The following is an 18,741-nucleotide window of genomic DNA, read 5'->3' on the forward strand; positions in this document are numbered from 1 at the left end:
CGGGTCTATCATCCGCACATGTCACTCGATTGGATCGCCGCTGAACTCGCTGCCTGGGACAACGCCGGGCTGCGCCGCGCGCGACGGGTCACGAGGCCGCTGGCGGCCGGCATGATCGAGGTGAACGGTCGGCCGCTGTTGAACCTGGCGGCCAATGACTACCTGTGCCTGGCAGGCGACGCACGATTGGCCGCGGCCGCCCGGGAGGCCATCGCGGAAGCCGGAATCGGATCCCGGGCCAGCGCGCTGGTGTCCGGCCGCACCGTATGGCATGCGGAACTTGAGCGGCGACTGGCGGCGTTCGAGCATGCGGAAGCGGCCGTCCTGTTTCCCACCGGCTATGCAGCGAACGTGGGGACGATCACGGCGCTGGTGGATCGCGAGGACAGCGTGTTCTGCGACCGTCTGAACCATGCGTCGCTGATCGATGGCTGCCGCCTGTCGGGAGCGCGATGGCATGTCATTCCGCATCTCGACCTGGGCGCGCTGGAAGTCGAGCTCGAGAAGGCGCGTGGACGCCGCCGCCGGCTGATCGTGATCGATTCGGTCTTCAGCATGGATGGCGATGTGGCCGACCTGCCGGCGCTCGTGGAACTGGCCGAGCGATTCGATGCGATGCTGTTGATCGACGAAGCCCATGCCACCGGCGTTCTCGGGCCGGGCGGGCGAGGCCTGGCCGAACACTTTGGAGCCACATCCAGTCGGCTGGTGAGGGTAGGGACGCTGAGCAAGGCGTTGGGGTGCCTCGGGGGCTTTGTTGTCGGATCACAGACGTTGATCGACTGGCTGTGGAACAAAGCCCGTCCGCAGATTTTTTCGACCGCCCTCCCGCCGGCCGTCGCAGCCGCGGGATGCGCGGCGCTGGAGGTGGTGGAACAGGAGCCGGAACGGCGCTCGCGATTGCGAACGTTGTCAGAGACGCTCAGAGCCCGACTGACAGACGCAGGACTGGCCGTTCCGGAGACGTCTCTGCCGACCCCCATTGTCCCTGTTGTTCTCGGAGACGAGGGGCGAACCCTGGCTGCGGCCGCCCGGCTGGAGCAGGCCGGGTTTCTCGTGGCGGCCATTCGTCCGCCGACGGTGCCGGCCGGATCGTCGCGGCTGCGCATTTCGCTGCACTGTGACGTGACGGATGAGCAACTGGATCGGCTGGCCGGGCTGCTGGCCGCGTTCGCAAGTCCTCAAGCCGCAACATGAACGGGAGGGCGAGGTCCCCTCGGGCCGGGTCCGGAAGTGGTCGCCCCTTGTCTTCGGGGCCGACCGACCTGGTTGCGCGCAACCGTTCAGGGACCTATGGAGGAACAATCAATGACATCACTCACCGCCCATAACGCAGCCAGACCCTGCCCGTTCGATTCTGGCCCGTTCGATTTTGCGGAACGACCAGTCCGGGGGCGCTCCCGCCGTCCTGCAATCGGACTCCGCGGGGAAGGAGGGCAAGAACAACTGCCCCCACCCCGGCCCCGTCCTTCTTGCCCCTCTCGCCATTCTCGAACGGCCCGATTTGCCCCGTTCACCGCAGAAGCGCCGATCGCCAGTGATCCACGACGCCCGTCGAGGGCGGAAACGAAATCGGCGCAGCGTGGACTGGACCGGGTGGGATAAGATTCCCGGGTCACCGCTTTCGCACCTGCTGTCGCCGCATGCCTCTCCGCAACGAACCCCTTGAAGAGCCGCAGCTCAACCTCACGGCCATGGTGGACGTGGTGTTGCAGCTCGTCATTTTCTTCATGGTCGGCACGCAGTTCGTCGACACCGAGCGGAAGGTCGACATCACGCTTCCGCTCGTCAGCCAGGCGGCGCCGCTGACGGAGACTCCCGACGAGATCGTGGTCAACGTCGCGCGCGACGGCGAAATCACACTGAGTGGCGCCGTGGTCACGCTGGAAAACCTCCGGGAACGGCTCCAGGAAGCGAAGCGACTCTATGCGGACCAGGCCGTCGTGATCCGGGGGGATATGGACTGCATCTACCAGCAGGTGATGACGGTCGTCGACGTCTGCAAGCAGGCCGGCATCGACAAGCTGCAGGTGGCGACCCGCGTGCAATCGCCGGGGGCCAAGTGACCACGCGACCGCTCCTGCTTCTCGCCGAGATCGATCTCGACGCCGAGTTCTACAAGCTGTTCCGGCTCCTGATCGCCATCTGTCAGCCGGTCCTCATCGCCATTCTCTGCGTGGGCTTCGTCGCTGCGTTCATTCATCTGCTGACGATGTACGGCACGACCTGGGGGAATCGCCGCGTCTCGGCCAAAGCGATGTTCTTCTCGATCGCCGTCCACATCTGCCTGCTGATCGGACTCGTCGCGCTGATGCCCGAAACGCGCCGGCGGGTCTGGGCCTCGGTTCTCTCCGACACCAGGGAAGTCCGCGTTGAGGTTTCGGTCGCCATCGATCCCCATGCGCCGGAAAGCGCAGTCCCCGGACAGGGGGGACTTCTCGACCGGCTGAAGCGCCCCGCTTCTCCGCTGAACTCGACGTTCGCGCGCACGGACCAGACGCCCGATCCCTTTGTGGAGCCTCCGCCGGATGTGCAGCGGCCGGAGACATCGACGGACCTTCCGGACATCGCTCCTTCCACGGTGGCGCCCCCGCCAGTTGAGGTGACGCCGGAACGGATCGCCGCCACCGAATCCATTCTCCAGGAGTTCGCGGCCGCGACGCTGCAGGCCCCGGCGGCGACCGCTGTTCCGGTGCAGCCCGACCTGTCGCGGCCGGAACCGCAATTCACGCGATCCGAGCCGGTGAACGCCCCGCCGACCGAATCGGTCGTCGTCGAACGTCCGACATCCGGCGCGGTCGAACGAATCGCCGAGCCGCGAATGGATGCGGTCGAGCCCAGGTCGCTCAACGAGCCAACGTCCGAAGACGCGACGCTCGTGCGGCGCGACAACGACGAGATCGCCCGCCGCGTCGGCATCGCTCCCACTGCCCCGAGCACCACGACCTCGACGGGACAGGAAACGCCGGAAGTGGTGAAGCCCGCCGCCCGGCCCGCGCCGCCGACACTCGCCCGCAACACGGTCCCTTCGCCCGTGGAATCGATGCCGGTCGAGATCGAACGGCCGCGTGTCCCGGTGGAAAGCCCGTCGGCCGACTTGTCGCCGTCGATGGCTTCCCCCGTCCCGTCGCTTTCACCACCCGTGAGTGCAGAGACGCCGTTCCTCGCACGTGTCGAATCGGCGCCGACGGATGGCCAGTTGCCGGCGACGTACCAGATGCGAACGCCGAATCTGCAGGGGCAGGCCGTGCGGCAATACGGCGGCACCGACTCGTCGGAAAAGGCGGTCACCCAGAGTCTGGCGTTCCTGGCGAAGGCGCAGAAAGAGGATGGACACTGGGACGTCGGATTCTGGGACGGGGGCCTGTTGACGAAGAATCCCGACGGAGCGCCCCGCGTGTTTCGCTCGGTCGACCTCGACACGGGGGTGACCGCGCTGGCCACGCTCGCCTTCCTCGGAAAGCTGAACACGTTGAGCGAAGGGGAATACTCCGACAACGTCCGGCGTTCGACGCGGTGGCTCATCGCACAGCAGAAAACGGGCGGCTTCATCGGCAACGATCCCGGCGGCGGTCGCGGCGAAACGGTGCCCGGCAACATGGCGGGCATGTATGGCCATGCGATGGCGACGTTCGCCCTGGCCGAGGCCTATGCGATGTCGCGCGACCATCAGGATGCCCGCGAGCTGCGCGCGGCGGTCGAACGGGGCATCGCCTTCATCCTCGCCGCCCAACTCGAAGATGGCGGCTGGCGATACTTCCAGTACCAGACGCAGGGAGGCGACATGAGCATCTTCGGATGGCAGCTGATGGCGCTGAAGAGCGCCCAGCTCGGCGGCGTGCCGATTCCGCCCCGCGTCCGCGACCGCGTCGTCGAGTTCCTGAAGAAGAATAGCCGCGGCACGCACGGGGGCCTCGGCGCCTATCGGACCACAAGCCCGACCACTCCCGCCATGACGGCCGAGGCGCTCTACTGCCGGCAGATCCTCGGGGCCGGTCGCGACAGCGCCGCCAGCAGGGAGGCCGTTGAGTACCTGCTCTCGTTCCGCAACCTGCCGACCCGCCAGAAGTTTGACCTCTATTACTGGTACTACGGCACGCTCGCGATGTTCCAGTATGGCGGCGAAGAGTGGCAGCAATGGAACGTCCGCGTGCGGGAACTCCTCATCTCCGAGCAGGTGACCGAGGGACCATACGCCGGCAGCTGGGAGCCGCGCGATCCATGGTCGGGCTACGGCGGGCGGATCTATACCACGGCGATCGCCACGCTGAGCCTGGAGGTCTATTACCGCTACCTGCCACTCTACAAGGACACGAGCAGCGACGCGGCGCCGGCGTCACCGACGATCGAGCCGAAGGGAATGTAACGGGCCGGACGCACGGCCTTGGACGACTCGGCCGGGTGGCTCCATGGGCCATCGTGACATCAGCCAGTGCTACATCGGCCAGTGGAGATCGCGGGAGAGGACGGCGGCTGTCGTTTCTCCGATGAAGACGAGGATGACGGCGGCGAAGAGGACGCCTGTCGCCGACTGCGTGTTGCGATAGCGCAGGATGCTGCGGACGAGGACGACCGCGGCCACGGGGGCCAGGATTCCGCACAGCCAGCGCATGGTGAGCCAGATCACCTGAGTGTCGTTCGGTGAAAAGCTGGAGAGCTGCAGCAGGGCCGCGACCGCGACGACTCCCCGCAGGATGGCCGCTCCTCCGAGGGCCCGATTCAGGATCTCCAGCGGGCGGAGCTTCATCATCGGGGCGGTGAGGTACCAGTGGCCGAGAAGCATGGCCGTGAAGGCGCCGCCGATCAGCCACGAGGAAGCCAGCTCGGAGCCGATGTGGAGCAGGGCGGATTGGACAGACTCATACACGGAGCGAGGGAGGCTGCCGAGGAGCGCCGTCGTGGAGAGCCCGCAAACGAGTCCCGCGCAAATTCCGCCGCCACGGCGACGAGCCAGCGTCCAGTAGATCGACCCGAGATAGCACATCGTCGCCGCCAGTCCCGCGGCGATCCGGATTTCCATCAACGACAGGGCCGCGGTCCCGGCTTCGACGGCCGGGAGACTTTGCGCAAAAAGGGTCGCCGCAACGGCGAATCCCAGCGCCACCAGCATCTGGATGCGGAAGAATCCGCACGTCACGTCGCCGCGCGGCATGAGGCACCAGGTGGCGCTCATGCCGCACAGGAGACGAAGGGCGAACTGGGAGATCATGGCAGTCGATTGCTGGAGAGGCCCCCGATAGTATTTCGAGCGGCGCGGATTGCGAACCGCAGGGGCTGTTTCGCCAGAGTCCGGCCGCGACCTTCTTTCGGCCGTCCCTCACCACCTCTGCACAGTTCCGCAGGAGCGCCCGATGACTTCCGCCGACTTTCCGCGGCTGGGCCGATCGCGCGGCGACCTCTCGGCCCGCGTGATCGCGTTGCTGGTGGTGATCAGCGATTCGCGCATCTTTCCAATCGGCCGGCTGCTCCCGGTCGTCAATGCGCACACCTTCATCGTGGTGGGGCTGATGGCCAGCCTGTTCCTGAGCGATGGAAACAGTGCCGCCCACGGACTTCTCCTGCGGCCCCGGCAGGGCTGGGACCGCTGGGGCCGGTTTGCGCTGCTGGCCGCAGGGGTGATCCTGCTGCTCGGCCTGTTCTGCGTCCCCGTCTGGTGGCTGCTGGGCTGGCCTCTTCCGGTCCCTCAGAAGGATCCCCAGCATTGGCAAGAGGCGTTCTACTGGATGTGCGTCGTTGCGCCGGTCTATGAAGAGATCGTCTATCGGATGCTGCTCACCATCGCGTTGCTGCCAATACTTGGCGACCGATGCTTGATCTTCGCCAGCGGCATCTTGTTTGGATGGATCCACATCCGGGGAGGCAATCCGGGACCGGACAACCTGATCGCCGGGTTCTTCCTGCAATGGGCCTATTTGCGCAGCGGGACCCTCCTGGTCCCGATGGCAATGCACGCGGCTGGAAACGCACTCGCCCTCTCAAGCCAGCTGGTGAACTGGCACCTGTTTCACCAGGCGACTTGAGACCGGTTCATTTCCCCTCGAACGTGAATTCGCCGTTCTGGACGTCGACGGAAATCGTCGCCCCTTCGCCGAATTCGCCGCTGAGGATCGCATTCGCGAGCGCGTTCTGCAGGCGGTTCTGGATGACGCGGCGCATCGGCCGCGCGCCATACATCGGGTCGTACCCTTCGTTGGCGAGCAGCGTCTTCGCGTCGTCCGACACGACCAGTTTGTAGCCATGCTCGTCCATCTGCCTGACGAGCTTCGCCAGGTTCAGTTCGACGATCTTGCGGATGTCCTGCCGGTCGAGCGGATGGAATACCACGATCTCATCGACACGATTGAGGAATTCCGGGAGGAACCGCTGCCGCAGCGCTTCGAGCGCCACCTTGCGGATCTCTTCCTCGTCCCCTTCGTCGGCCAGTTCGAGGATCGCCTGCGAACCGATGTTGGACGTCATCACCACGATCGTGTTGCTGAAGTCGACCGTCCGGCCGTGACCATCGGTCAACCGTCCGTCATCGAGCACCTGCAGCAGCACGTTGAAGACGTCGCGATGCGCCTTCTCGATTTCATCAAGGAGGATCACCGAATAGGGCTGACGGCGGACCGCCTCGGTGAGCCGGCCCCCTTCTTCGTAGCCGACGTATCCCGGAGGCGCGCCGATCAGGCGGGCCACGGAGTGCTGCTCCATGAACTCGCTCATGTCGATGCGGATCATGTGGCGTTCATCATCGAACAGGAACTCCGCGAGCGCCTTGCAGAGTTCCGTTTTTCCGACGCCGGTGGGGCCGAGGAAGATGAACGAACCGATCGGGCGCTTGCGGTCCTGGAGGCCCGAGCGCGAGCGGCGGACGGCGTTGGCCACGGCGGCCACGGCATCCTCCTGGTTGATCATCCGCTTGTGGATCTGGTCCTCCATCTCGAGCAGCTTCTGACGCTCTGTCTGGAGCATCCGCGCCACCGGGATGCCGGTCCACGTGCTGACGACCTTGGCAATGTCCTCCGGAGTCACCTCTTCCCGCAGCAGCGTTTCGGTCCCCGATTTCTGGACCTCCTCGAAGCGCGTCTTCACTTCCTCGAGCTTCGCCTCCGCCTCATTGAGGGCCACCTGGGCGTTGCGGGCCTTGAGGTAGTCTTCGTTGGCGTTGGTTTCGCGGGCGCGGGTAAAGGCACGCTCGTAGTCGGTGCGGAGCTGGTCGATCTTTTCCTGCAGCGGCTTCAGGCCGGAAAGGACTTCCTTCTCCGCCTGCCAGCGGGCTTTGAGGACGTTGACCTTCTCTTCACGCTCGGCGATGTCGCGTTTCAGGTCGTCGAGGCGTTCGCGCGCATCGGCGCTCTTCTCCTGGCCGAGCGCCGCGGCTTCGATCTGCATCCGCGTGAGCTGCCGCGTGGCTTCGTCGATCTCGACGGGCATCGAATCGATTTCCATGCGCAGCCGTGACGCGGCCTCATCGATGAGGTCGATCGCCTTGTCGGGCAGGAAGCGGTCGTTGATATACCGGTCGGACAGCGTCGCGGCCGAAATGATGGCGTCGTCCGTAATGCGGACGCCGTGATGCGATTCGTAGCGGTTCTTCAGGCCGCGCAGGATCGAGATCGTGTCCTCGACGTTCGGCTCCTGCACCACGACCGGCTGGAAGCGCCGTTCGAGAGCCGGATCCTTCTCGATGTGGAGGCGGTACTCGTTGAGCGTGGTGGCTCCGATGCAGTGGAGTTCGCCGCGGGCAAGGGCCGGCTTCAGCAAGTTGGAGGCGTCCATGGCGCCATCGGCCTTACCGGCGCCGACGACGGTGTGCAGCTCATCGATAAAGAGGATCACCCGTCCATCGGACTCGGTGACTTCTTTGACGACGGCCTTCAGGCGGTCTTCGAATTCGCCGCGATATTTCGCGCCGGCAATCAGCGCCCCCATATCGAGCGAGACGACGGTCTTGTCCTTGAGCCCCTGCGGAACGTCGCCCGACACGATGCGGTGCGCGATTCCTTCGACGATGGCCGTCTTGCCGACGCCCGGCTCGCCGACGAGCACAGGATTGTTCTTCGTGCGGCGTGAGAGGATCTGGATGACCCGGCGAATCTCCGAGTCACGCCCGATCACGGGATCGATCTTCCCCTGCCGCGCGAGCGCGACGAGGTCCTTGCCGTATTTTTCGAGGGCCTGGTATTTGTCTTCCGGGTTCTGGTCCGTCACCTGCTGATTTCCCCTGACCGATTTGAGCGCGTTGAGCACATCCGATTCTTCCACGCCGTTGACGTGGAGCAGCCGCTTCGCGGCGTCGTCGACTTTGGTCAGCGCCAGGAACAGGTGCTCCGTCGAGACGAAGGAGTCCTTCATCTGGTCGGCCAGGCCCTGGGCCGTTTCAAACACCTTGTTCAGCTCGCTCGAAAGAGACAGGCCGATGTTCGATCCGCTCGACGAAGGCATCCGCTTGAGCTCGCCATCGACCTGGTCGGCCAGCTGGCTGACGTTGACGCCGATCTTCTGGAGGAGCGGCCTGATGATCCCATCCGCCTCGTCCAGGAGCCCCTTCAAGAGATGGAGCGGCGTCAGGGATCGGTGTCCGCGGCTTTCAGCGAGCTGCTGAGCCGCCTGGACGGCCTCCTGGGCCTTGACGGTAAAGCGATCAAAACGAGCTGCCATGGTGTGTGCGTTCTCCTGCCCTGCTGGCGTATCCAGCATGAGCAATTTCTGGAATCGCAAGTGACGTGCCGTCGCTCAGCACAATTCTACCGTCGTAAATCATTGAAATCGAAGTCTTTGAGACGTCGCTACGGAGGGGCGTCTCGCCAGCTGCAGATGCGGGTGCCATTTTGGCGACTTGCTTGGCGAGTGTGATTCGCCGGAAGGCTGCCGTTGTGGCATCTCGGCTGAAGGCCCGAAAGGGTTGGTTCCGGCCGAGCCCTCCAATAGGCTGGCTGGACGCGGACTGCCTCTATTGCGCAATGGGGTCAGGAGATGCCGATTCGGGTGGAATGTTCGACCTGTCAGAAGGTCATTCAGGCGAAAGACGAATTCGCTGGCCGCAGGGTGAAATGTCCCGGATGCCAGGAAGTGCTGACGCTTCCAGACCCGGAACCCGAGGATGACTTCGCCCTGGACTTGGAACTCGCTCCATCCCGGGCCGGACGCTCCCTTCCGGCTGCGAAAAAGAAGAAGAAGTCGAAATCACGGTCGGCCGCGTCCGGGAAGCCCTGGTATCTCGGCTACTGGCAATGGCTGGTCGTTCTGGCAGTCCTCCTGCTGGCCCCCATTCCCCGATTCGGACTGGCCTTCGCCGGCTTCGTGGCGTTCGCGGGAGTCGCCATGGTGCTGATCGGCGGCATCGTTCCGTTTCTCAGGATCATCTTCGGCGATCCGGGAACGGTGCTCGCGATGCTGGTCTCGCGAAGCGCCCGCTTCGACATGATGCGGCAACCTGACAGTCACCCCTACAAGGCCCTCGTCCGCAACGCCTTCAATCCGACCCGCGGACTCTTCTGGCGCGGAGTCCTGTTCGTCGTCACGTTTGTTCCGGCGGCGTTCATCTATGGGATTGCCGGAGAATTCTTCCGAACGAGGGTGAACGCGGCAGCGGCCCCTCTGCAAGTGCCTCACGGGCTCCCGCCGGGCGTTGTGCGCGCCCGACAGCCGGAGTTCCAGCAGCAGCCCGATCGACCACCGTTCCGGCCGTTTGAGCCCCCGCTCTCACAGCGGCCTCCGTCACGATCGTCCGACCCCTACCAGGTCGAGGTGGTGTACCAGCGTTTTCAGGGAGCCGGGACGCCGACCGAAGCCGTACAGCAGGCGCTGAAACGAATCCCCGAACTGATCGATGGAACTCTCGAGGTCGACGAATCGGCAAAAACGATTCGCTTTCAGACTCAGGGCGGCGTCAATGCGGCCGTGATTGGGCCTCTCCTCGGGAGAGCCGGCTTCGGGTCATTGCAGGTGTCGGCCAAGCCTGTCTCAAACAACTGAGCGGGCGACGCGAGTCTCAAAGCAATGCGATGGCCTCAGGGCGTCCCATTGATGAATCCCGCCACGATCTTCGCCACGCGGTGGGGGTGCGTGAGGAACGCGAAATGTCCGCTCGTATGCAGAGTCTCCTCGCGGACGTCGGGAAGCGAAACCATCAATTCGTTCACGGCCCGAGTCGCGACGGGGCCATCTCCTTCGGTTCGCAGGAGCAGGACGGGGGCCTTGATCGTGTGCAGGGCAGGCCCGAGATCGGTCGCTGCGGCACCGCGCGCGAGGACGGACCAGTGACGGGCCGAGGTTTCGCCCAGGGAATCGAGCAGGAAGTTCCAGCGCGAGGGATCAATGGGAGGGAACCACCGGCGGTGGTTGGCTTCCTGGATCTGCCCCCAGCTCGGGAACTCCCGGAGGAGCTTCGAAGACTTCCCCGCGCCCCAGGCCATCAGGCGCTCTGTCAGGCTGACCCGGCGGCAGGCGAACGCCTCGTGCAGGATGGCGGCGCGGGCGTGGTCGGGATGACGCTCGAGGATCGCGAGAGCGATCTGCCCTCCGAAGGAGGTTCCGAAATATGCAGGGCGGTCGAGTTCGAGTTTATGCGATGCGCCGACGAAGGCGTCGGCGACGCTGGCGACCAGTGCGGCGGGGCTGGGGGGCGTGTCGCACGACGCATCGGCGACGAGACAGCGAAAGCGGTCCCGCATCAGCCACGCGATGAGGGAATACAGCCGGCGGTCCCCCGCCAGTCCGCCGAGAAACCAGAGCGGCGGACCTTCCCCGATGGCAATGCCGTTGAGCTCGATCCCCGGGCCGGAGTGGGTGAAAGACTCCCCTTGCTCTTCGACCCCCTGAAGAACTTCCTGCCAGGCGAGCGGCGGCGGGCACGCTTCGGGCGCTGGCGGATTCTCGGAGGCGAGCGAAGGATCGGACATGCCCCGATTTCACGCATCGCAGGCTTGTTTTGCAACTGGCCCATCAACGCAACTGGCCCGTCAACGCAAAAACGGGAAGCCGTTTGGGGAAACGGCTTCCCGGACCTTGGAGGGGCAGAGGTCACTGCTTCCGAGTGTGCGTTTTCTTTCAGTGCCTGACCGGAAAGCTTCCGGATCAGAAGGGGGCTTTCAGACTGGGCATCGCAAATCGCAACGGGTGAAGTTGCTCGAATCGTTTGCGGTTTGCGGTGACCAGGCTGGAGTGGAAACGAATGGTGATTGCGGGCGAGTCTGCGAATGCAAGTCACTGGCAACGTTCGGCCGGAGGCTCGCGACTTCCGTTCACATCGCAGTGGCGTCGTTCAACCTCTCGTGCGGTCCGTCGTGCGGGCCATGGCTCGGTCTTGCGAGCCGGCCATGGCCCCGCGACGACGCACGACACATTGAAACTCAGTCGCCCTGCGAGCGTTCAGCGCGGAGTCGGCTGAAGCGTGGGCGTTTCTCCGGAGGCCGACAGATCGGCCAGCGGAGCGGCCGGAGCATCGGCGGCCGGCGTTTCAGCGGCCGGGGCCGGAGCGGCAGCCGGGGCTGCGGCCGGAGTCGGGGCCGGGCAGTTCACACCTGTCGCCGAGGCGCCGACCACACTTCCGTCTGCGAACAGCGGCTGATGCCAGTCGTTCGGATTCGGGGCGGCGGGAACCATTCCCGGAGCGGGGAGCCAGCGGGGAACCTGCTGGTAGTAGAAGCCGAGCTGGGTCGTGTCCGTCGGCATGTAGACCTGCTGAGGACGTGGCATTCCGGCGACACCGGGAGCGGTCGGGTAACCGGTCCAGGAGTCCGGGAAGAACTTGTTGTACGCAACCGGGCGACGCCACATTGCCACCTTGCCCGGAGGCGACCAGCCGGCGTCCGGCGGAAGGGCGCAGCCGCCGAGGGGATCGAGCCAGCTCAGGAAGCGATGGACGTGTCCGGTGCACCGGCAGCGGTGATAGCAGCCGCTGCGGCAGCCGTTCCCGCAGTAGCCATTCCCACAATATCCGCTGGGGCAACCGGTGTTGCACTGACCGGTCTGGCAGTTGCCGGTGTTGCACTGGCCGCTGGTGCATGGAGCGGCGGCGGGGGCATGATCGGAGATGCGGACGATGCCGACATCTTCGATGTCCTGGGCATTCGCCAGGCCGGCCCCGCACGTCAGCAGTCCGCCGACGGCCAGGATCGCCCGGAGAAGGGTCTGATCGAGTTTCATGGGTGACATCCCTGTCTTGATGTGTCCTGCGGCAGACCGCGTCCGGCGGTCGTCCGGATCGAAGCACGCATGCGGCTTCGGTGTTGATTCGAGTGGAGCCGTTCTCCGCCGGGGCGACTTTTGCGAGCCGCCCCGGCAGGCGATAGTCAGCGAGCGGCGAAGGACGATTCCCCGCGGACTCGCTTCGTGGCGATCAGTACTGCGGAGCCGGATAAGGGGCTGCGATCGGGTGCGACACCGGCGTCAACCGGCTGGAAGGAACGCCCCAGCCGTAGTTGTAGGTGTGGTTGACGACCGGCGCGAGCGGCACGGCGACCGGGCCGTAGTAACCCTGGGCGGCGTACACCTGGCAATCGCGGGGATCCTGGTAGTCCGGATTGACCGGATAGACCATCGAGTAGTGACCGGCGACCGCCGTTCCCTTTCCGCCCGATCCGTTCGGGAAGAAGTACCCGAACTTGCAACGGAACCAGCTGAACTTCTCTTCGCAGTCCTCGTGGAACATGCGGGCCAGGGCGTCGCTGGTCTGGCGGTTCTTCATGCGATGGTTGATGCAGTGGCAGCGAAGCTTGTCGGACAGCGGGGTGTGGCCGAAAACGACCCGCGATCCGCACTCATGTCCGGGAGGACATTCGCCGTAGTACACCGGAGGGCAGTTCGACGGAACGGTCTGGCAGGCTTCGGCCGGGCAGCCCTGCGGGCACTGTCCGGCGGCGCGCCCATGCTTGCAGCGGCGGGCTTCCCGGCGGTGGCCAGCCTGCTCCACAGCGCCGTTGCTGGCGGTCATGGCCTGCGGCTCCGCGGGAGACAGTTCGGCGAACTGCATCGGCTTGTCGAACGGCGCAGCGCTTTCGCTGCTGAACAGGCCGGCATAGTCGCCGGTCGGCTCCTCGGCCGAAGGCATCGTGGTCTCGGAGGAGATCCTGGCGATGCCGACGCGTTCGCCGGAAGTCCCGGTGACGCGCGGCTCGGGGGCCAGCGTTTCCCTGGGCGTGATCAGCATCGTGCCCGAGGGGGCAGCGCCGCGGGTGTTGGCCGACGAGATCGCCGGGACAAACGGAAGGCAGCTGTCCGGCGACTGGCCGCGGATCACCGTGCCTGTCGCCTGCTGGTCATTGCTGCGAATGCGGACGACACCTTCGGCTTCCGCGCCGAACGTCGCCGACGAGGCGGCGACCGCGACAAGCCCCGCGAGGCTGCCGCGAAGTGCAGAGGACATCTTCAAAAAGGCCATCTCTGGCTCCTGGATCATTTGGTTCGACGGGTCTGTTTCGACAACACGTCTCCATGTCGCGCTCCGTGCGGGCGTCAGCGCCTGCCGGCGGAACATGGGCCATCGGAATCAGCAGGCGACCGCGCACACTGCCCAGGCAGGCGCATCAGCCGCATGAGAGGCTCGCTGGCGAGCCGGATCTACCAGAGGCACTTGGGATGGAACCCCGAGAACGGAGCGTAGCTCGAACGGTAGTTCACCTTGACCTCGGTGCCCTGCAGCTCCCACTGCTCATGCTGCCGCATGCCGAACGGCGTCATGATCCAGTGCCCGCGAACGCGGTAGTAGAACGGGCCGTACATCGCATGATACTTGTGCGGGTACAGCATCTCGTGCGGAGCGAGGGCCTGGTTGGTGATGATGGAGCCGCCGGCCCAGTGCGGGACGTTCTGCTGCGGCGAGGGATAGAGCGGAGCATTCAGCTGCGGATACTGGCAGGCCGGGCCTGCCGTGGGCAGCGGGGCGACGACATTCCCGCCGGGCGCCGCGACCACGGGAGCCCCAGTCGCCGGGGCGACGGCCACCGGCGCCTGGTGCACGTTGCTCGCCGTACGGATCGGCGCGGCGCTCTCGACCGAGATCGGTCGGGCTTCGGAAAGATCAGGCAGCGCCGGGGGCGTGAAATCCTGCGCCCGGGCGCTCGACGCGACGGATGCCGACAGCACCATCGCGCCCAGAAGTGACTTGCGAACCATGTTCCCCTCCTTGAGAACGAAAACCACGACGACAGTGAGACCGTCCGCCCGTTGAACGACCGCGCCTTCGCGCGTCCGTCCAGGCATTCCCCCAAAACCCGTCCCCGGCCGCGACGGCGCGCACCGCGGGCGAGTGATGTGCCCCGGAATCAGGCGTCCTCCCTGCCGCTTGCTTCATCGGACATCTCCCCTCCGGTCGCACGACCGGCCTGTCCGAAGCCTGCACGATGGCCCTGACATCGGGCCGCGATTCGTGCGGTCAGTCCTCAGATTCGGCGGAGGCGGATCGTGGCGATGAGTCATTTCCATCCTGATGTTCCGCAGGGCGTGGATTTTCCGAATGTCAGGCGTTACAGGCGTTTACGTCGACTGAAAGATCGCTACGGACGGCACGATCGTCACGCGTGGAGCAACCCGACTTCCGCGAATAATCGTCACACTTTCACACACCGCCTGCAGGGGGCTGGCTGCCGAGAGCTGGCCCGGAAACGCTTCCCGCTCCCGAACGCCGGCCCTGCTGCCCGGGCAGGGATTGGGAACAGTGCGGAGGTGTTTGACACCGAGGGGAGCAAGGAGGGCGCGTTGTGTGGGTGGTCCTGTACTCCTCGCCCTCTTTTCCTGCGGAAGTTCAGTGGAAGGAACGGGAGAGCGTGGGTGGTGCGGACAGGGAGCCGGCCGGGCCGGGTTGTGTGACGACAGGTTGACGGTGGTTGTGTTCATAGGTCCTCCATCATGACGGGGGCGGTTGCGCGGGAGGGCTCGGAAGTCGGAAGTGCTTGGGCGGGTGGGGATTGGGGCAGGGCGAGTCACTTTTTCACAGTCAGTCGTTTCTCGTCACCGCAGGTCATTTTGCGGCAATAACGAAAGCCAACAGCGAATTGGCCCATCTCGAAAAAGTGACCAGCCCTCGCTGCCTGAGTGGTTGGCTGGAGGCGCCGTTCCTCTCCCGGTAAAGTCTTCAGTCTTGCCATCCGGGCCGTCCGGCCGGGGTTATCTCGCCGCTGTTGTCTCTCTTGCTGCTGAAAGTGTCTGTTCCATGTCGCACTGGCCCATCGGTGTTTTCACGTCCATCGACGCCGGACTCGGTGTCCATCTCGACGTCGTCCAGGACCTGAAGATCCCGACGGTGCAGGTCCACGCGCCGCATGGCGCTTCCCGGACGCCCCAGGCGGCCAAGGACTTCCTCGCGAAGACCAAGGCGGCAGGAATTGAAGTCACCTGCGTCTTCGGAGGCTTCGATGGCGAGAGCTACGCCTCCATTCCGATCACGGCCGAGACCGTCGGGCTGGTTCCCGAAGGAACCCGCGCGGCCCGGCTGAAGGAAATGAAGGAGATCTCCGACTTCGCAAAACTGCTGGGCGTCGAAGCCATCGGCCTGCACATCGGGTTTGTTCCGGCCGATCGCAAGAGCGCGGCCTACAAGGGGGTGCTCGACTGCACCCGCGACCTGCTCGATCACGCCGCGAAGAACGGCCAGCGGATTCATCTCGAAACCGGACAGGAAACGGCCGACCACCTGCTCGAGTTCTTCCACGACGTTGAACGCAAGAACCTGGCGATCAACTTCGACCCGGCCAACATGATCCTGTACGGCAACGGCAACCCGATCGAAGCGCTGATGAAGGTCGGCGAGTTCGTGAAGAGCGTCCACTGCAAGGACGCGAAGTGGGCCGCGGAAGCGGTGCGCGGCAAGGAATGGGGCAGCGAAGTCGCTCTCGGCGATGGCGACGTCAACATCGAGCTGTACCTGCGCGTCCTCAAGTCGTTCGGCTACACCGGACCGCTGACAATCGAACGCGAAATCGCCCACGACCGCACCCAGCAGAAGAAAGACATCGGCCAGGCCGTTTCACTGCTGGAGACGCTGAAGAAGCGAATTGGCTGATCGGTCTCTCTGATCTCCCGGTTGTCTGGAACGGGGCTGGTCGCATGTTGATCAAACGGGATGTTCTCGATCGCATCGCGGCAGGGGAGATCTCGATCGCTTTTCGTTGCTGGAACAAGCCGACGGTGAAGACGGGGGGGACCCTGAAAACCGCCGTCGGCGTTCTGGCGATCGAGGCAGTCGAGCCGATCGAGATGGCAGAGATCACCGATGCGGATGCCCGGCGGGCGGGGCATGCGGATCGCGAAACGGCGATCCGAAAGCTCTGTCTTGATCGAGCCGGACAGCTGTACCGCATTCGTCTCCGGCTGGCCGGCCCCGATCCGCGGATCGCTCTCAGAGAGTCGGTGGAGTTGAGCGTCGACGATTGCGAGGAACTTGCGACCCGGCTTGGGCGGCTCGATTCCGGCCCCGCAGGAGCGTGGACCGATCGGGTGCTGCGCGCGATCCAGGCGCTGCCAGAAAAGCCCGCCGGCGAACTGGCCGAACTGACCGGGTTCGACAAGGAGTGGCTGAAAACCAACGTGCGGAAGCTGAAGAACCTGGGTCTGACAGAAAGCCTGCAGCCGGGATACCGGCTCTCTCCGCGCGGTCGCGCGTGGCTGAAGCCCTCTCGAGATCGGACGTCGTCGAAGAAAGGATGAACTGACAGATGCCACGCCTCATCGCGTCTCCCACCGTCGTCCAGGCTGCCGGCAACAAGCCGAAACGGATCGAAGAGTTCGTCGGCCGAGTGAATACGCAGACGGAAGGGGTCAGCGTCGCCCGCATGAAATCGCCGCCGGGCTGGATCGAGCCGGGCCAGCGTCCCGACTTCGAAGAGATCACCGTGGTGCTTCAGGGGACGGTGCGCGTCCATCATGAAGCGGGCGTGCTCGAAGTCCCCGCCGGGCAGGCGGTGATCACGGCGCCCGGAGAATGGGTGAAGTACGAAACGCCAGACGGGGCCGAATACATCGCCATCTGCCTGCCGGCATTCAGCCCGGACACCGTGCACCGCGACGAGACGCCGTAGTACGACACCCCCTGAGCTGCATGCCCTGACTGCACGGCGAGGCCCGAAGACTGGACGACTGAGGCCACTTGACCGGGAGTTTTCCGATGCGAGCTGCTCTCATTGTTGTGGTGTGGTCGCTGGGACTGGTCGTCGGCCAGGCTGCGGCCGCCGACGCCCGGCCCAACATCCTGTTCCTCTTCAGCGACGACCAGAACCCCCGCACGATCCGCTGCTATCCGCAGTCGTGGGAATGGGTCGAGACGCCGAATATCGATGCCCTTGCCAGGAGCGGCGTTCGCTTTGAGCACTGCTATCTCGGCGCCTGGTGCATGCCTTCCCGCGCCACGCTCCTCACGGGCCGGCATCCCCACGCGATCGAGTCGATGACCATGCAGGGGGTGTACCCCGGCAGTTCTTACGATCCCGAGAAGTGCCCGTTCTGGCCGCGAATCCTGCGCAAGCAGGGGTATCAGACGGCCCAGATCGGGAAATGGCACACGGGAACGGATGCCGGGTACGGCCGTGACTGGGACTACCAGATCGTCTGGAACCGTCCGAAGCGCGCCAGCAATGCCGGCAACTACTACGTCGACCAGATCGTTGACTGGAACGGCGTCGAGAAGCATGTCGACGGCTACTCGACGGACAACTACTCCCAATGGGCCTGCGACTACATCCGCGGAGAAGGTCGAACGGCCGACAAGCCGTGGTTCCTCTGGCTGTGTTATGGCGCGATCCACGGCCCGTCGACGCCCGCGCCGCGGCACAAGGGGCTCTATCGAAACGCTCCCGTCGAGCTTCCATCCGACATCCTCGGACCACGCCCCGAGAAGCCGGCGTATCTCGACCGGAGTCAGGCCTGGGTGAAAGGCGAGGACGGCGAGATCTACGCTGGCAAAAGCGGCGAGACCTTCGGAGACGAAGCGGGAAAACGACGGAAGACTTACGCCGACTTCGTCCGGCAGATGAACGAATGCGGCCGCGCGCTCGATGAAGGGATTGGCCAGGTGCTGACTGCGTTGAAGGAGTCGGGGCAGCTCGAAAACACGCTGATCGTCTTCGCCGCCGATCAGGGCTTCGGGATGGGCGAACACGGATTTCGCAGCAAGCTCGCTCCCTACGAAGCGACCTACAACTCGCCGCTGATCGTCGCACAGGCCGGGAAGATCCCGGCCGGCAAAGTCTGTTCATCGCCGGTCACGGGGCCGGATCTCGTCCAGACCATCCTGAAAACCGCGGGGGTTGAAGTCCCCTGGAAAATGCACGGTCGCGACCTCAGTGAGCTTCTGGCTGACCCTGAGCGGATCGAAGCGCCGCGTGTGGCCCTCTTCGAGGATATGGGCCAGAAATATGGATCGGAATGCGATGCGATCCCGACGGACGATTCGATATTCCATGGGAACGTACCGCGCTGGATCGCCATCCGTTATGGCAGGCACAAATACATCCGCACGCTCGTTGCGGGAGAAATGGAAGAGATCTACGACCTGCAGGCCGACCCGGGTGAACTGACCAATCTCGCACTGCGGCCCGAACACGAGGAACTGCTCAGGAGTCTGCGGGCCAAAGCGGTTGAAGAACTCCGGCGGACGGAGTCGGGCTTCGTTGACCGCCTGCCTGTCACCCGCGCTATGCGAAGCGACCCTCCGGCGGCCGGCAAAGAAAAGAGCTGAAACGGCGTCTCGGGAATTCCCCGGCCCTCAGCGCCTTCGCGGTGAAAGCCGCTGCGATTCGTGGCTATAATCAAGAGTTCCGCGCG

General features: G+C 64.9%; 15 protein-coding genes. 9 read left to right on the forward strand and 6 right to left on the reverse strand.

The window, feature by feature from the left end; translation table 11 throughout:
- Positions 1–18: 18 nt before the first annotated feature.
- From bioF to Pan44_RS02325, 3 genes are all read left to right on the forward strand, one after another.
- Positions 19–1,197, forward strand: a complete 1,179-nt coding sequence (bioF, locus tag Pan44_RS02315; RefSeq protein ID WP_145026840.1) for an 8-amino-7-oxononanoate synthase — start codon at positions 19–21, stop codon at positions 1,195–1,197.
- A 446-nt stretch (positions 1,198–1,643) separates the two neighbouring features.
- Positions 1,644–2,066, forward strand: a complete 423-nt coding sequence (locus Pan44_RS02320) for an ExbD/TolR family protein (protein ID WP_145026842.1) — start codon at positions 1,644–1,646, stop codon at positions 2,064–2,066.
- Positions 2,063–4,366, forward strand: a complete 2,304-nt coding sequence (locus Pan44_RS02325) for a prenyltransferase/squalene oxidase repeat-containing protein (RefSeq protein ID WP_145026844.1) — start codon at positions 2,063–2,065, stop codon at positions 4,364–4,366. Before Pan44_RS02320 ends, Pan44_RS02325 begins: the two co-directional genes overlap by 4 nt.
- A 69-nt stretch (positions 4,367–4,435) precedes the next feature.
- Here Pan44_RS02325 and Pan44_RS02330 read toward each other — a convergent pair whose 3' ends face one another.
- Positions 4,436–5,209: a hypothetical protein gene (locus Pan44_RS02330; RefSeq protein ID WP_145026846.1), complete on the reverse strand. Its 774-nt coding sequence runs from the start codon at positions 5,207–5,209 to the stop codon at positions 4,436–4,438.
- A gap of 142 nt (positions 5,210–5,351) precedes the next feature.
- On the opposite strand from Pan44_RS02330, the gene Pan44_RS02335 reads away from it, so the two are divergent.
- Complete coding sequence (locus tag Pan44_RS02335) at positions 5,352–6,020, forward strand: CPBP family intramembrane glutamic endopeptidase (protein WP_145026849.1); 669 nt, start codon at positions 5,352–5,354, stop codon at positions 6,018–6,020.
- Between the two features lie 7 nt (positions 6,021–6,027).
- Here Pan44_RS02335 and clpB read toward each other — a convergent pair whose 3' ends face one another.
- Positions 6,028–8,643 carry an ATP-dependent chaperone ClpB gene (gene clpB, locus Pan44_RS02340; RefSeq protein ID WP_145026851.1) on the reverse strand — a complete coding sequence of 872 codons (2,616 nt, stop codon included), beginning with the start codon at positions 8,641–8,643 and terminating at the stop codon, positions 6,028–6,030.
- A 411-nt stretch (positions 8,644–9,054) separates the two neighbouring features.
- Between clpB and Pan44_RS02345 the strand changes: the two genes are divergently transcribed.
- Positions 9,055–9,960, forward strand: coding sequence for a hypothetical protein (locus tag Pan44_RS02345; protein WP_145026853.1), 906 nt, complete (start codon positions 9,055–9,057; stop codon positions 9,958–9,960).
- Between the two features lie 35 nt (positions 9,961–9,995).
- Here Pan44_RS02345 and Pan44_RS02350 read toward each other — a convergent pair whose 3' ends face one another.
- The 4 genes from Pan44_RS02350 to Pan44_RS02365 form a co-directional block, all read right to left on the reverse strand.
- A complete protein-coding gene (locus tag Pan44_RS02350; RefSeq protein ID WP_145026856.1) occupies positions 9,996–10,886 on the reverse strand; it encodes an alpha/beta fold hydrolase in 891 nt (296 codons plus the stop codon).
- Between the two features lie 469 nt (positions 10,887–11,355).
- Positions 11,356–12,132 carry a hypothetical protein gene (locus tag Pan44_RS02355; protein WP_145026858.1) on the reverse strand — a complete coding sequence of 259 codons (777 nt, stop codon included), beginning with the start codon at positions 12,130–12,132 and terminating at the stop codon, positions 11,356–11,358.
- 193 nt (positions 12,133–12,325) lie between these two features.
- Entirely contained in the window at positions 12,326–13,351 is a 1,026-nt protein-coding gene (locus tag Pan44_RS02360; RefSeq protein ID WP_145026860.1) for a hypothetical protein, read from the reverse strand.
- Positions 13,352–13,545: 194 nt separating this feature from the next.
- Entirely contained in the window at positions 13,546–14,100 is a 555-nt protein-coding gene (locus tag Pan44_RS02365) for a hypothetical protein (RefSeq protein ID WP_145026862.1), read from the reverse strand.
- 1,036 nt (positions 14,101–15,136) lie between these two features.
- Between Pan44_RS02365 and Pan44_RS02370 the strand changes: the two genes are divergently transcribed.
- From Pan44_RS02370 to Pan44_RS02385, 4 genes are all read left to right on the forward strand, one after another.
- Positions 15,137–15,985 (forward strand): sugar phosphate isomerase/epimerase family protein, encoded by an 849-nt coding sequence (locus Pan44_RS02370; protein WP_145026864.1) that lies wholly within the window; start codon positions 15,137–15,139, stop codon positions 15,983–15,985.
- Between the two features lie 44 nt (positions 15,986–16,029).
- On the forward strand, positions 16,030–16,629 hold the full coding sequence (locus tag Pan44_RS02375; protein ID WP_145026866.1) for an ASCH domain-containing protein: 600 nt from the start codon (positions 16,030–16,032) through the stop codon (positions 16,627–16,629).
- An 8-nt stretch (positions 16,630–16,637) separates the two neighbouring features.
- A complete protein-coding gene (locus tag Pan44_RS02380) occupies positions 16,638–17,000 on the forward strand; it encodes a cupin domain-containing protein (protein ID WP_145026868.1) in 363 nt (120 codons plus the stop codon).
- Between the two features lie 86 nt (positions 17,001–17,086).
- Complete coding sequence (locus Pan44_RS02385; RefSeq protein WP_145026870.1) at positions 17,087–18,655, forward strand: sulfatase-like hydrolase/transferase; 1,569 nt, start codon at positions 17,087–17,089, stop codon at positions 18,653–18,655.
- Positions 18,656–18,741: the final 86 nt, after the last annotated feature.

Origin of the sequence: Caulifigura coniformis (assembly GCF_007745175.1) — a bacterium.
In the GTDB taxonomy this organism is placed as follows: domain Bacteria; phylum Planctomycetota; class Planctomycetia; order Planctomycetales; family Planctomycetaceae; genus Caulifigura; species Caulifigura coniformis.